The sequence below is a fragment of the Dysosmobacter sp. Marseille-Q4140 genome (assembly GCA_018228705.1).
Taxonomy (GTDB): domain Bacteria; phylum Bacillota; class Clostridia; order Oscillospirales; family Oscillospiraceae; genus Oscillibacter.
Window position 1 is genome coordinate 2136247 of sequence record CP073694.1, and the last position, 13936, is coordinate 2150182.

General features: G+C 53.0%; 14 protein-coding genes. 5 read left to right on the top strand and 9 right to left on the bottom strand.

All coding sequences use genetic code 11. The features are described from left to right. Position 1 precedes the first annotated feature (1 nt). On the top strand, positions 2 to 1393 hold the full coding sequence (locus tag KFE19_10685) for an IS1182 family transposase (protein QUO36882.1): 1392 nt from the start codon (positions 2 to 4) through the stop codon (positions 1391 to 1393). Positions 1394 to 1484: 91 nt separating this feature from the next. Next, positions 1485 to 2066: a hypothetical protein gene (locus KFE19_10690; protein QUO36883.1), complete on the top strand. Its 582-nt coding sequence runs from the start codon at positions 1485 to 1487 to the stop codon at positions 2064 to 2066. Positions 2067 to 2572: 506 nt separating this feature from the next. Here KFE19_10690 and KFE19_10695 read toward each other — a convergent pair. The 8 genes from KFE19_10695 to KFE19_10730 all read right to left on the bottom strand — a co-directional run bounded on the left by KFE19_10695 (position 2573) and on the right by KFE19_10730 (position 9828). After that, positions 2573 to 3442: an IS3 family transposase gene (locus KFE19_10695; protein ID QUO39597.1), complete on the bottom strand. Its 870-nt coding sequence runs from the start codon at positions 3440 to 3442 to the stop codon at positions 2573 to 2575. Continuing rightward, a complete protein-coding gene (locus tag KFE19_10700; protein QUO36884.1) occupies positions 3346 to 3711 on the bottom strand; it encodes a transposase in 366 nt (121 codons plus the stop codon). The genes KFE19_10695 and KFE19_10700 overlap by 97 nt, the downstream gene beginning before the upstream one ends. 192 nt (positions 3712 to 3903) lie before the next feature. Further along, on the bottom strand, positions 3904 to 4515 hold the full coding sequence (locus KFE19_10705; protein QUO36885.1) for a hypothetical protein: 612 nt from the start codon (positions 4513 to 4515) through the stop codon (positions 3904 to 3906). Continuing rightward, positions 4512 to 4985: a hypothetical protein gene (locus KFE19_10710; protein ID QUO36886.1), complete on the bottom strand. Its 474-nt coding sequence runs from the start codon at positions 4983 to 4985 to the stop codon at positions 4512 to 4514. The genes KFE19_10705 and KFE19_10710 overlap by 4 nt, the downstream gene beginning before the upstream one ends. A gap of 55 nt (positions 4986 to 5040) precedes the next feature. Continuing rightward, entirely contained in the window at positions 5041 to 6327 is a 1287-nt protein-coding gene (locus KFE19_10715; protein ID QUO36887.1) for a TRAP transporter large permease, read from the bottom strand. Further along, complete coding sequence (locus KFE19_10720; protein QUO36888.1) at positions 6324 to 6815, bottom strand: TRAP transporter small permease; 492 nt, start codon at positions 6813 to 6815, stop codon at positions 6324 to 6326. The genes KFE19_10715 and KFE19_10720 overlap by 4 nt, the downstream gene beginning before the upstream one ends. Positions 6816 to 6872: 57 nt before the next feature. Next, on the bottom strand, positions 6873 to 7931 hold the full coding sequence (locus KFE19_10725; protein ID QUO36889.1) for a TRAP transporter substrate-binding protein: 1059 nt from the start codon (positions 7929 to 7931) through the stop codon (positions 6873 to 6875). A gap of 220 nt (positions 7932 to 8151) precedes the next feature. Continuing rightward, entirely contained in the window at positions 8152 to 9828 is a 1677-nt protein-coding gene (locus KFE19_10730) for a PucR family transcriptional regulator ligand-binding domain-containing protein (protein QUO36890.1), read from the bottom strand. 835 nt (positions 9829 to 10663) lie between these two features. On the opposite strand from KFE19_10730, the gene KFE19_10735 reads away from it, so the two are divergent. After that, complete coding sequence (locus tag KFE19_10735; protein QUO36891.1) at positions 10664 to 10834, top strand: hypothetical protein; 171 nt, start codon at positions 10664 to 10666, stop codon at positions 10832 to 10834. A 281-nt stretch (positions 10835 to 11115) separates the two neighbouring features. Here the strand turns inward: KFE19_10735 and KFE19_10740 are convergent, their stop codons facing one another. Continuing rightward, a complete protein-coding gene (locus KFE19_10740; protein QUO36892.1) occupies positions 11116 to 11283 on the bottom strand; it encodes a hypothetical protein in 168 nt (55 codons plus the stop codon). Between the two features lie 49 nt (positions 11284 to 11332). On the opposite strand from KFE19_10740, the gene KFE19_10745 reads away from it, so the two are divergent. Together KFE19_10745 and KFE19_10750 are read left to right on the top strand one after the other, a co-directional pair. After that, entirely contained in the window at positions 11333 to 13213 is a 1881-nt protein-coding gene (locus tag KFE19_10745; protein ID QUO36893.1) for a DUF4368 domain-containing protein, read from the top strand. A 26-nt stretch (positions 13214 to 13239) separates the two neighbouring features. Continuing rightward, positions 13240 to 13593, top strand: coding sequence for a TnpV protein (locus KFE19_10750; protein QUO36894.1), 354 nt, complete (start codon positions 13240 to 13242; stop codon positions 13591 to 13593). Positions 13594 to 13936: the final 343 nt, after the last annotated feature.

The window sequence follows — 13936 nt, forward strand, 5'->3', positions numbered from 1 at the left end:
AATGGAATCGGAGGTGGGGTGGATGCAACTGAAGCTGCACATGGTGACCATCGAGGACCTGGTGCCCCAGGAACACTTCCTTCGAAAATTGGAGGCGGCACTGGACCTTTCCTTCCTATATCGTGAGACGGAAAAGCTGTACAGCCGCCGGTACGGCCGGCCACCCATCGACCCGGTGATGCTGGTAAAGTACCTGCTGGTGGGATACCTGTACGGCATCCCGTCGGAGCGGCAGATCGAGCAGCGCATCCAGACCGATGTGGCCCTGCGGTGGTATCTGGGACTGGATCTGCTGGATCGGGTTCCGGATCACAGCACCATCTCGCAGCTTCGCAGACGGAAACCATCCTTCCGGAAGGTGTTCCGGCGGCTGTTTGAGGAAGTGGTGGAGCAGTGCGTGAGCAAAGGTCTGGCAAGCGGGCGGCTGGTGGCGACGGACTCCACCCACGTGAAGGCAAACGCGTCCCCGGCCTCGGAGCACCTGGTGGAGGCGGTGCAGAAGCCGGGGGCGTATTGGGAGCGGCTGGACGCGTATGAGGAAGAAGCGCTGGAGGAACTGGACCGGAGGACCCAGGCGGGAAAGACGGGCAGGAAACGGAGACAGAAGGGACGGAGCAGGCAGGTCAAAAGCCCTCTTCGGTACGACCGGAAATGGGCCAGCCGCACGGATCCGGAGTCGGGGCACTTGAACCGTCCCGAAAAGCCAGAGGGGCCCCATTATCTGTCTCATCAGACGGTGGACTGCGATCACGGCATCATCCTGGATGTGGCGGTGACCTCCGGGGAAGTGAACGACGCGGTGCCATATCTGAGGCAGATCGAGCATATCCATCGGGAGATCCTCCCCGTCCGGGCGGCCGTGGCGGATGCGGCCTACGATCTTCCGCTGTTCCACCGGGTGCTGCGGGACCACGGCATCCGCTTTTATGTCCGGCCCATGCCCCGCTCCGCGGCGGCCCTGGGCGGAGCTCCCGGGTCTCCCTTTCTCTACGATGAGGAGAACGATCTCTATACCTGTCCCGGCGGAAAGGCGCTGCGGCTGCGGAACCTCAACCGCAGCGTGGGCGGACTGCACTGGGTGTATTTCGCGGACAGGAGCGACTGCGCCGCCTGTCCCTTGAAAGAGCAATGCGTGGGAAAGGGACGGGCCAAACGCCTGGAACGCAGCTACTTCTGGAGAGAGATCCGGGAGGATCTGAGGGAGTTGGACAGCCCGACGTACCAGAGGGCCTTGCGCAAGCGGCAGATCTGGAGCGAGGGGACTTTTGCAGCACAGAAGTGGGGGCACAGGTTGGGGCGGCTCCTGCGGCGAGGACGAGAGGCAGCGGAAGACCACTGCCTCTTGTCAGCGACCGCATTGAACCTGAAGCGGATGATCAAATGGACCGTGTGACGCCGTGAGGCGTCTTTTTTGCTATCACTGCCTGCTTCCGTTGCTCTGGGGGATCTACTTTGTCAACAGGTCGTTAAATGCTGTTCGCAAAATGCGCCAAAACAGCACAGCTGCTCCTACACGCGAAAAAGCAGACACTCCTCATCTATTCTTTTTTATTTCCCAACCAACCACTAATTATTTATTAATTCCAAGTACATCTTCAGAAAATCGTCGCTATATACCCATTGGCTTTCTAAGTCCCTATATTATCGCCAGCAATGCTGCAACAATTATACCCAATGCAACTCTATACCACTTTGGCGTATTGACCTCCAATGTTCACATGGCATGGATGCGAACTGTCTGTGGACGTCTAAAAAGTGATTACCGATATTCCAACGCAATCGTCTACAATAACTTCCCTTGGCCAACCCCTACCGAGGAGCAGAAAGTCAAAATTGAGCAGACTTCCCAGGCCATTCTGGATGCCCGGGCCCTGTATCCCGACTCCAGCTTGGCTGACCTCTACGATGAAACCACCATGCCCCCCGAATTGCGCAAGGCCCACCAGCAAAACGACAAGGCGGTCATGCGCGCCTACGGCTTCGACATCAAGACTACCACTGAGACCTCCTGTGTGGCCGAGCTGATGCGAATGTATCAGAAATTGACAGAAAAAAGAAATAAGTAGAGGACAGATGAGAGACTTAATTATCGGCGTTGGTTCAACTCTGATTTCGACTATCATCATTGGACTATGGGGCACCATGATTATTGTGCCATATCAAAACCACATGAAGATTTACAAGGCAATTTTGCACTTGGCCAGGAATTATGAAGACCCTCGCAAATATGCGGATCAATTTATTCCAACATCCTTAATGACGAATTGCATGGGAAACCAGATAGAGCAGATAGGAAGCATACAAGATTCTATTTTGGAACAAGAGGAATTGAGTAGATTTGCCTGTTGGATTTTTTAAATACGAGAAACTGGTAAACCAGTTGGAATTCTTGGCTGAATATACTAGAAATCTTGTTATGCTTAGTGAGTAAAAAGAGTTTTCAGATGATTATCTTCTCGATCAAGATAAGTTTTTGAACTGCACCCAAAATATTTGACAGATCCAAAGCATTCAGGCGATAGAACGTATCTTTTCTCGGTAAACGGCTGGTGAGAGGCCACCCAGGCTTAATTTAATCCGCTTGGTGTTGTAGTACGTCAAGTATGCAACAAGCTCCTGCTTGAACTGTTCCATGGACTGAAATTTCTGCAAATAGAGTAGCGAGTAGCTCGCTTTTGAGCAGCCCGAAGAAATTCTCCACAACGGCATTGTCCAGACAGTTCCCCTTCCGGCTCATGCTCTGCCGGATCCCTTTCGCCCGCAGCATTTGCCGATACTGCCGGTGCTGGTAGTGCCATCCCTGGTCCGAGTGGACGATGAGGTTTGTTCCGTCGGGTATCGTTTCAAACGCCTGGTGCAGCATATCCGTCACCATCTTCAGCACCGGCCGATCCGAGACTGTGTAACTGACAATCTTCCTGTCATACAGATCCAGCAGAACAGACAGGTAGAGTTTTTGTCCGAACAGATGGAATTCTGTGATATCTGTGACCATCTTTTCGTTCGGTCGGCTGGCCGCAAAGTTTCTCTCCAACAGATTCGGCGCGATGCGCCCTGTCTCACCCCTGTAGGAGCGGTATTTTTTCATGCGTACCCTGCAGACCAGGCCAAGCTCTTTCATCAGTCTGGAGACCACTTTGTGATTGCAGACGATCCCTCTGTTTCGCAGCTCGGCGGTGATCCTTCGGTAACCGTACCTGCCACGGTGCTCCTGAAAGACCTTCTGGATTTCCACCTTGACCGATGCGTATTTGTCGCTCTGATCCATACGTTTGCATTCATCGTAATAGGTAGACCTTGCCAGGTGAGCGGCAGCCAGCAAAGTCTTTAACGGTATCTCCGGCCTCAGTTCCCGGACCGCCCGCGCTTTTTGCGCTGGCGTCGCTCGTCTTCCAAAACCAAGGCCTGCAATTTTTTTAGGTATCTGCTCTCCGCTTCTAATTGCTGAACTTGGGCCAGAAGTTCTTTTTCCCGATCCTGGCTGACCCTTTTTAGCGGGTGAGCCGGCGTACTATGTCCGCGCCGCTCCACTGAGAAGCCCTCCGGTCCCTCCGCCAGATAAATTCTCTCCCAGAGCAACAGCAGCGTATGGGACTCGATCCCAAACCGGCGGCTTGCCTCGCTGTAGTTCAGTCCCTCTGCACGCATCGTTTCAACTGCTTTGATCTTGAACTCCGGACTGTATCTTCGGTTCGGTACCCCTTTCGGCATCTTACTCACCCCTCATTTTCATTTTATCATCTTTGTCCATGGTTTGGGGGGCGGTTCAATAACAAGAATTCTACGGGGAGCTGTTTTTCAGGCAGCCCCCTTCTTCGCGCAAAGGAGGGGGCGGGCAATCCATTGCCCGCCCCCTCAACACAGGGAAAATATCAAAGAGAAAAGGGACCTTCCGTCTGCCGCTTACAAAACCGCGCAGGGAGGCTTGATGCTGATGTTCTCCGTCTGCTCGATATAGCGCAGGAACTGGTACTTGCCCTCCACACCGTCCTGCACCCGGCGGCGCAGCGGCTCGGCAGGTTCGCTGGTATCATGCTTGGCTACGATATAGTAAAGCTCATCAGCAGCCAGAGCCTTCGTCACAGCCTTGTCAAACTCCTCAAGGGTTCGAACCGTCAGCGCATGCTCCACGCCGGCGCCCTCGGCCATTTTGGCAAGATCCACGTTACCCCGGGTCTCCGTGGGCAGCGGCGGCTGGGTATAAAGGGAGTCGTAGCTTTCGTTATCCCAGACGATGACGATCAGGTTTTTGGGTCTGCGGTTTCCCAGCACCGCGAGACACCCTAGATCCAGCAGCATGCTGCCGTCAGAATCCTGACAGATCACCTTGCGGTGGGGCAGAGCGGTGGCAAGGCCGATGGCCGTGCCGCAATTGACGCCCAGGGCGCCCATATTCAGGGTCTGGGGGCTGGAAAAGGCGTTTTCCCACTCGTCCACCATTTTGCCAAGAGAAATAACGATCAACTCATCCTTGAGTTTTTTAGCCAGGATCTTCATACATTCATATCTGTTCATTTGATGACGCTCCTTCCCATCACAACAGCCGTGTGATACATGGAGGTCTCTGCGTGGAGGACCGCATTATGAATGGAGGCCTTGATGTCCTCGGAGCGCCGAACCACGGTATAAGGGATCCGCAGTGCCTGGAGCATGGGCTCCATGGTGATTCCATGGTTGACGCCCCACCAGTTCTCCTCTCCCATATCTCCGCGATAGGCCATGATGATCGTCACAGGGATCTGACGCTCCAGACCGATGCGGGCCAGCGGCTCGGCGGCCACACGGATGCCGGAGTTTTCCATAATAAGAACCGAGCGCTTACCGCCGATCCAGGCGCCTGCTGCAATACAGGCTCCGGTGGATTCGTTGGGAACGGTAATGACCTCAAAGCGGGGATCCTCCAGCAGCATAGAATACAGGGGCTTCAGCCGGGACTCCGGCAGAAGGACGACCACCTTGACGTGAGCCTCTTCCAGTGCATCCATGATCTGATTTGCGTCTTGAATACTAATCATAGAATGGTTTCCCTTTCAGTAGATTTTACCATGCGCCATAAAGCTGCTTAGGCAGCCACAGGCTGATGTCGGGAATATATGTCACCAGCATCAAAGCGACAATTGCCAGGATAATAAACGGGATTGCATGTCTAGCGATGGTTGTAATGGATTCTTTTGCGATTCCGGTCGAAACAAACAGATTCTGACCAAAGGGCGGCGTATACATGCCAATGGCGCAGTTCACCACAATGATGATGCCCAGATGGATGGGATCGATGCCTACAGAAAGGGCAATGGGATAGAATAGCGGCGCCAGAATGGTCATGATGGAGGCGCCATCCAGGAACATGCCTGCGATCAGAACAATGAAATTGATCAGAAGCAAAATTACATACTTGTTGCTGCTGAGGGCAATGGCACTCTTTGCCAGACTTGCCGTAATCCCCGTAAAGGTCAGGAACCATGCAAAAACAGCTGCACCGGCAGTCAGGATCATCAGTTGGACGCAGACGACGGCACTGCGGTAAATGCAGTCGATCACCTGCTTGATCGTCATCTCCCGGTAAACAAAGAGTACGATCACAATGGCATACAGTACGGAAATAGCAGATGCCTCTGTCGGGGTAAAAAAGCCACCGTAGATGCCGCCCAGAATGATAAAGGGAACACCGAGACCGGGAACCGATTTCCAGATCGCCACCAACTTTTCATGCAGGGTGGTATTCTCCTCCCGTTCAATCTCAGGGTGCTTCAGAGCCACATACACCGTGTAGACGATAAAGAGACCGGCATAGACCAAGCCGGCACCAATACCCGTCATGAACAGGGTACCAACGCTGACACCCGTCACCGTGCCGTAGAAGATCATGGTCACGGAAGGCGGGATGATAATGCCGAGAGAACCTGCGCTGGCCAACACGCCCAAGCAGTAGGACTTCGGATAGCCTTTTTCCCGCAGCGCAGGATACATGATGGAACCGACGGCCGCCACTGTTGCAGGAGAGGAGCCGGAAATGGCTCCGAAAAACAGGCAGGTCACGATGGTGGTAATGCCAAGACCGCCCGGGATCCGCCCCATAAACACACCGGACAGGCGAATCAGCCGCTTGGAAATACCGCCCTCGCCCATCAGATTGGCTGCCAGGATGAAAAACGGAACGGAGATCAGCGAAAATTTGTCAATGCCGCCCAGCATGGTCTGGATGATGACGAAGAGATCGATCTCACTGAACAGCGCAAAACTGATAGCAACCGGAGTCACTAGACACATAAAGATGGGGACGCTGGAGAGCATCAGGAATGCCAACAGGATCAACAGAAATGCTGTCATGCTCTCTCCTCCTTTTTATGCTCCCGCACCAGGGCCACCGTGACTTGGACCAGACGCAACATCATCAGCGCGCAGCCCAGAGGAAGCGTTGCGTACAGCATCCACATGGGCAGAGCCAGAGATGCGCTGATCTGTGCCGTGACTGCGACCTTGATCGTAATACGCATCCCCTCATAAAAGAGAAATCCGCTGACAAAGAAAGCCACCACATTCACAAGCAGATCCATCATGTACTTTCCCAAAGAACCCAAGCAGTCGTAAACAGCGGTGATGCGCATATGCGCCTTTTCCCGCACGGCGACGCCGAGTCCCACGAAGGTCACGGTAATGATGCAGTACCGCGCGTATTCCTCCGCCCAGGTAATGGCATTTGTGAAAAAGTTTCTCAGAACGACATTGATGGCAATGATGATGATCGGCGTAAAAATACCCAGAACCAGAACCGCCTTTTCGATTCCGATCAGAGTTTTATCGAGTTTTTTCAGCATAGTTTACCTCCCGGTGATTCGCCGGGGCGAACCGCCCCGGCGCAAGCGAGCCGGAGATCAGGCCATTGCCTCTTCCAGCAGTTCCTTGGTGGTATCCAGAATGTCAGAGCCGATCACGTCTCTGAACTCCTCATGAACGGGAAGCATGACCTCAACGAAGGCAGCGATTTCTTCCTCATTGAGGGTGTAGATCTCGGTGCCGTAATCTTCAATGATCTTGATGTACTCTTCCTCACTGGTCGCGTTCAAAGTACGGGAATCCTCAGCCACATCTCTGGCGGCGTCAGCCAGCAGTGTGCGATACTCCTCAGGCAGCTTCTCCCATACATTGGTAGAGAACAGGAAGGCGCAGGCCAAATAGCCGTGGTTGGAGATAGTCATGGTCTCCTGCACCTCATAGAACTTCATGTTCACGATGGAGGTGAGGGGGTTCTCCTCGGCGTCGGCAGTACCCTGCTGCAAGGCGTTGTAGGTCTCGCCAAAGTCGATGGTAACGGGGTTGGCGTTCAGCGCCTTGTACTGTGCGGTCAGCAGAGCAGACTCCATCACGCGCACGTTGAGACCTTTGAAGTCTTCGGGAGTCTTGATCATGCGGTTGGAAGTGATCTGCTTGAAGCCGCTTTCCCAAATACCCAGGAACTCAAAGCCGATATTCCGCATATCTTCCTCAAACAGACTCAGGAACTCGTCGCTGTCAAACACTTCATAGCTGGCTTCCTTGTCCACAAACAGGAAGGGCAGATCCAGTACCTGCAGAGGCGCATAGAAGCCGGACAGCTTGGCGGTGGGAATGACGCCGCAGTCCAGCGTGCCCATCTGGATCATCTCTGCCATCTGCTTGTCGTTGCCCAGTGCGCTGTTGGGGGAAATCTCCACCTGGATCTTACCGTTGCTCTCTCTTTCCACGCGCTCTTCAAACACCAGCGCAGCCAGATGCAGGGGGCCGCTTTCGGAAACACCGTGCGCTAGTTTAATGGTATAAACTTCCTCGTTGGCGGCAGGTTTATTGGCCTCGCCGGCGTTGGGTTCCGCTTCGGAATCCGTCTTTCCGCAGGAAGTGAGCAGGCAGCTCATCGCCAACAGGGCGACCATGAGTCTCAGAACAGACTTTTTCATAATCTCCTCCTACTAATTCAATCTTTGTTTTTTCAAAGGTCAGTACCCAAACCTCCTCATGTTCAGGATATTGAATTTTTCCCCAGAAGTCATCGGACAAACTGAATAATAAATCCATAGAACTTTTTGGGGACATTGAAGCCGGAATGCGCGATTGCTTCCCGAAGGCGACATACGGCCGGCAGAAAATTTCCTGCCGGCCGTATCCTCTCAAATATTTTCAGGTGTTTTTAATATAAGGGTAAAGCCTTAACGCGATCCGCAAAAGCAGCTCATCCTCTCCCTTTAAATCCAATTCCAGCAGATCCTCCGCTTTTTCCAGGCGAAACAACAGCGTATTCCGGTGGATAAACAGCTTTCGCGCCGTTTCGCTGATGTTTGCCTTCGCGTTGAAATACGTGATCAGTGTAGACAGCAGGTCTGCGTTGTGCTCTCTGTCATAGTCCTCTAGCCTGCTGATGATCCGCCGGTGCAGCTCCTCCTTTTTCTCAGGGGCGATGGTTGCCAGCATCGTTTCCACCTCAAAGTCCGCATAGCGAAAGATCCTCTGCTCTTCTTTTTGCGCAGTCTCCTCGTGAAGCCTGAGAACCTCCACTGCCTGCCGGAAACTGGTATTCAGCGCTGTCATCGGAGTTGGCAGACCCACGCCGATGACTCCGTCGATCTGCATATTCCGCAACTCCTTTGTGACGCACTCCAGAAGCTGCTCCTCCGCTTCGCAAGGCTTGTGTTCCTGGTGCTGCCACTGCGGCAAGGGCAGCACCAGTACGGTCTGCCCTTCCGCCGTCAGGGCATAGGCTGTGATCTGCTTGTGCCGCAGCGCGTTTTTGATGCTCTCCAGGCATTGGGCATATACCGCTTCCCTGTACGTCCCCGGCAGCCGTAGCACAACGCACAGGCATTTTCCCGTTCCGCTCATGCCGACGCTCATGGCTCGCTTTGCCGCCACATCCGCCGACTGAACGCGTCCAGCAATGAGATCCTGCAAATAGGCCTCCCGTTGGGAATATTCTCGCTTTTCTCTGCGAAGATATTTCCTGATGACAAACGTAGCTGACTGCACGGCCTGCTCCGCGATTGCTCTGTCGGTCTCCGCCTCAAGTCTTCGATCCGCCCACACCGTCAGATAGCCATATACAGAGTCATCATTCCCCAACAAAAAGACATTCCGAAAGATCCGGATCCCGTTAATCTCCCGCTCCTGAACCAGCGGGATCTCCTCTCTTTCCACCGAGTAGATCGGGAGCGGTTCTTCCGCAGCTGTGATCTCCGACAACTGCAGCTGGAGGTTTGGCTCTGAGAAGCCGCTCACGATGCTCCAGTTTGTATCCGATATGGTTACGCTTGCATGCAACAGATGCCCCAGGAGCTTTGCGATCTCATCCATCTCCCGCTCTTCAAACGCGGCCTTTGTAAAATCCCGGTACAGCGCATAGGAGAGCTCTGTCTTTTCCAGCTTTTTGACGTAGACCTCTTTCATGATCTCGTTCATGATCTCTGAAATATTGTGATCATCCGGGATCTCGATCAGCGGCAGACCACACTGGTTGGCAACGTCGATCATGTGCTGCGGGACTCTCCGGAAAAACCGCATAATCTTTAATCCCAGACCGGAGCATCCCGTTTTGCTCAGATCCACAATGATCTGCTTCTGCGCGTTTACATCGTCGCGGATGCAATAGCCTGTGGTGACGATAAACTGATTCTCCTTGGTCCAATTCGCAATATCCGGACTCTCCATCAGATTCAAAGAGGAGATGGGTCGGTTCGCTCCCTGGGCGCCGCCCACAATCCGCCAGTCGTGAAAGTGCTTCAGAGTCAGCAGATCCCGAACCAGAAGTTCTCCGCTGTTCTCGCGGGAGGATTGGGCAATATGAGACAAAAGCGTCGTTTCCACAAGTGAGCTGCGTAGCTCCTCCGAGGCTGTGAGCTGCGGCATGGCATACAGTGTCTCGTCCCTCCGTCTCCGATCAGCGGGCTTTGTCGCCGCAGACGGCACAAACCACCTGCCACGAATCTTGACCGCGCCGGGGATCCGACCTCCGCAGCAAAGCGCCAGGACTCTCCGGTTGGTAATGCCCCAAAGGTTTCCAATCTCTGTAGTTGACAAATACTTCATGTGCTCCTCCGCCATTTCATAGCCCGCATTATTCTTTAATACGAATATATCATACCTTTTGCCGAATAGAAAGAATAATATTTATTCGTTTTAACCTTTCCCTTGTCTCGGTATTTCTGTATTCGCGAAGTCACCCTCCAAATTAAAAATAGGTCGATCTTTCTTCGCTTTTCTTCTTCATTTTCTCTGATTTATCACTTTTTTATCAGAGTGATTTTTCCCGTCACGAACGGTTCTTTCTTTTCTTTCCCGTACAGATGCACCAATCTGTACAGCGCCTTTGGCGGTTTTTATACCGTACCGCTGATTCTTCTGTTTCTGTCAAAAAAACGGACTGCAGAAGCGCAGCCCGGTCGCATATCACATATCTTCACCTAAAAATTCCGGGAGAAACCGGATGTTCTTTTCCGTCAACAGATGTCCGTCCTCCTCGCCGTTGACCTGGGTCGAGACGAGATCAGCAAGCTGCGCCGCAGGATGGCTGAGATCACCGGTACGCTCAGCATGGAATATGACGTCACGGTTTCTGCCACAACAAAGCCGACAGACCAGTTTGAACAGTACAGTGCGGCGCTCCCCTATTACTCTAATGTTTTGAAGGAGGGAGTCCGACATGAAGCATCACAGCAGTATTATTTCAGAGTTCCGCAGGCTGTATGTTAAGACTGGAACGTTTGACGTGAAGTTCTCTTCCATCATTTCCTCCCTTTTTGACCTCTGGGCAGAGAGTGACTACGATGATTTCTGCGTCATCAGCGAAAGAAGCATTAGGCCCTGTCCATGATGCTGAATTCTTTTTATCCGCAGTTAGAGAATATTTAGGAAATTTGTGAGGCACTGACTCTGCCTGACCCACAGAGATACAATGTTTGAGAAAACGGTCCGGCTTTGCCTGCTTTGGCGGAGCCGGGGCTTTGACCAATACGCTGACCAATATGCGGATATCAGCGAGCGGACACAGTGGACAATGACCTCTTGCCTGCTCTGAAAAAGTGGAGCAAAAAGTACTGGAAAGCGTCCAATAGCAGGGCTTTGACGTCCAGACGGATCTTCACACGCAGGAGGTCACTGGTTCGAGTCCAGTAGTCTCCACCAAACCCTTGGAATTACTGATATTCCGAGGGTTTTTTCTTTTTTTCTTTCAGATTTAGACCGCCTGCCTGAAATAGATTTTTTTGAATCGCAGGAGGAGATGTATGCTCTAAGTGACTTCTTAATCATGGTTTTTGTCATGGTTAGTGAAGCAGTCACTTAGAGTATTTTCATTTCAGGAGGTACAGCCATGAGAAACGAGAAAATCACCCCACTGTATGAGCGGTTGAGCCGCGATGATGAATTACAGGGCGAGAGCAACTCCATAAGCCATCAAAAGCAAATGTTAGAGGAGTTTGCCCGCAGGAATGGGCTGCCGAACCCCACCCATTTCACCGATGACGGCGTATCGGGAACCCGTTTTGACCGTCCCGGCTTTCTAGCGATGATGGAGGAAGTCGAGGCCGGACGGGTAGAGGCCATTGTTATCAAAGACATGAGCCGCCTGGGGCGTGACTATCTGAAAGTCGGCCAGGTCATGGAGATTTTGCGGCAGCGCGGCGTCCGGCTGATCGCCATCAACGACGGTGTGGACAGTCTGAAAGGCGACGACGATTTTACCCCGTTCCGCAACATCATGAACGAATTTTACGCCCGCGACACCAGCCGAAAAATCCGCTCCGTGTTCAAATCCAAAGGTATGAGCGGCAAGCACCTGACCGGCACCGTCATTTATGGCTACCTGTGGGACGAAAAGCGGGAACACTGGCTTGTGGACGAAGAAGCCGCCGAAGTGGTACGCCGTATCTTTTCCCTGACGATGGAGGGCTATGGCCCCTATCAAATCTCCAAGCTGCTGTCCGAGGCAAAGGTTGAAATCCCCGCTGTCCATCTGGCACGCTTTCACGAAGGCGTAAACAGGTCAAAGCCGGTCAAAGACCCCTACGGCTGGGGATCGTCCACCATTGTGAACATCCTGAAAAAGCGGGAATACCTGGGCCACACCATCAATTTCAAGACCCGCAAGCATTTCAAGGACAAGAAAAGCCACTATGTTGACGAAAGCGAGTGGACGATTTTTGAGAATACCCATGAGGCCATCATCGACCAGGAAACCTTTGACAATGTGCAGCGTATCCGGGCAAATGTCCGGCGTTACCCGGACGGCTGGGGCGAGGCCCATCCCCTGACCGGCCTGATGTACTGCGCCGACTGCGGCGGCAAGATGTATGTCCATCGCGTCAATAACGGCAAGCGTGATCCACAGTTTACTTGCAGCCAGTACAGCAAAATCCCATGCGGGACGCTTTGTGGCACACAGCACCGCATCCGGGCCGAGGCTGTCTTGACCTTGATAACCGATATGCTCCGGGCCATCGCGGAATATTCCAAGAATGACCGGGCCGAGTTTATCCACACCGTCCAGGAAACGCAGGCCGCCCAGCAGACCGCCGACATATCCAAGAAACGGAAACGGCTGGCCGCCGCCCAAAAGCGGGCCGGGGAACTGGAAAAGCTGATTTGCAAAATCTATGAGGACAATGCCCTGGGCAAGCTGCCGGACGCCCGGTATGAGGCCCTGGACGCACAGTACGCCAAAGAGCAGGACGCTCTCAATGCGGAAATCACGGAACTGGAAAAGGCCGTTACCGGCTATGAGCAGAGCCGGAAATCTGCGGAGAAGTTTATTGCCCTGATTGACAAGTACGAAAATTTCGATACGCTGACAAATACCATGCTCAACGAGTTTGTAGAGAAAATCCTTGTCCATGAACGCGCCCGCAAAGGCAGCCAGGACACCACACAGGAGGTTGAAATCTACTTCAACTTTGTGGGCCGGTATATCCCGCCCGCCTTGCAGCCGGTTCCCCTGACCCCGGAGGAACAGGAAGAACTGCGGAAGAAGGAGGAACGCAAGGACAGGCTTCACCAGAACTACTTGCGCCGCAAGGCAAATGGCAAGCAGAAGGAATGGGAAGAACGCTACAACGCCAGGCGCAAGGCCCAGGTGGAGGCGGCAAAGGCCGCGATCCGGGCCGAGGACATGGAGAAGGGCATTTTTACCACCGTCAGCCAGTTACCCAGGCAGGAGCCGCGCAAGGCCGCTTTACCGGCCAGCGCCGCAGTTTAACTATCACAGTGTAAAGGAGGACGAACATGAGCAAATTGACTTACACCCGCTGCGGGGATTACTACATCCCCGACCTGAAACTTTCCGAGCAGCCGGAGGCCCCCATCGGCAAGTATGGCCGTATGCGGCAACGCTACCTGAAGGAACACCGGCCCGGCCTTTACAGCAGCCTGATTTTGAGCGAAAAGCTGTACCCGCACCTGTTGGAGATTGACCGGGCGGCGCATGAACGGATGGACGCCATGTTGCCCCGCATGATGGAGGCGGCAGGCGTCACCGAGGAATTGAAAGCCCGTGACCCTATGCGCTGGGTGGGGCTGATGAACACGCTGAAAGCACAGGTGGAGGAAATGATTTGTCAAGAGTTTATTTATATTTAGAACTTCAATTTTAAGAGAAGCAGAGGGTTTTCCCTCTGTTTCTTTTTGTCAGAAAACCATTTGACACTGCCATTATTCGCGCCTATACTTAGAGTGGTTAGTCATAACGAACCAAAAGGAGGAATGGGTAGTGCTGACCTATGAAAAACAAGCACTCTCTGGTGCGATTGAAGTATTATTGCGGTCTGAATTGCCAGACGAATTTGAAGGGACAAAGTTATACGGCTCTCCCGAAGAAGATGAACTACGGCAGGACTGTAAAATTTTTCGGCTGTCAAATGAAACAGGGCATGGACGCATTACAGTCTATCAGGTTTTTTCTGGTATTGAGCTTTACTATAAC

Excerpts from the sequence above, each read along its gene's own strand:
- KFE19_10740 (QUO36892.1), bottom strand. The coding sequence starts at position 11,283 with ATGACAAAAACCATGATTAAGAAGTCACTTAGAGCATACATCTCCTCC.
- KFE19_10735 (QUO36891.1), top strand. The coding sequence starts at position 10,664 with ATGAAGCATCACAGCAGTATTATTTCAGAGTTCCGCAGGCTGTATGTT.
- KFE19_10720 (QUO36888.1), bottom strand. The coding sequence starts at position 6,815 with ATGCTGAAAAAACTCGATAAAACTCTGATCGGAATCGAAAAGGCGGTT.
- KFE19_10685 (QUO36882.1), top strand. The coding sequence starts at position 2 with ATGGAATCGGAGGTGGGGTGGATGCAACTGAAGCTGCACATGGTGACC.
- KFE19_10700 (QUO36884.1), bottom strand. The coding sequence starts at position 3,711 with ATGCCGAAAGGGGTACCGAACCGAAGATACAGTCCGGAGTTCAAGATC.
- KFE19_10745 (QUO36893.1), top strand. The coding sequence starts at position 11,333 with ATGAGAAACGAGAAAATCACCCCACTGTATGAGCGGTTGAGCCGCGAT.
- KFE19_10750 (QUO36894.1), top strand. The coding sequence starts at position 13,240 with ATGAGCAAATTGACTTACACCCGCTGCGGGGATTACTACATCCCCGAC.
- KFE19_10705 (QUO36885.1), bottom strand. The coding sequence starts at position 4,515 with ATGAACAGATATGAATGTATGAAGATCCTGGCTAAAAAACTCAAGGAT.
- KFE19_10710 (QUO36886.1), bottom strand. The coding sequence starts at position 4,985 with ATGGATGCACTGGAAGAGGCTCACGTCAAGGTGGTCGTCCTTCTGCCG.
- KFE19_10725 (QUO36889.1), bottom strand. The coding sequence starts at position 7,931 with ATGAAAAAGTCTGTTCTGAGACTCATGGTCGCCCTGTTGGCGATGAGC.
- KFE19_10690 (QUO36883.1), top strand. The coding sequence starts at position 1,485 with ATGCGCCAAAACAGCACAGCTGCTCCTACACGCGAAAAAGCAGACACT.
- KFE19_10715 (QUO36887.1), bottom strand. The coding sequence starts at position 6,327 with ATGACAGCATTTCTGTTGATCCTGTTGGCATTCCTGATGCTCTCCAGC.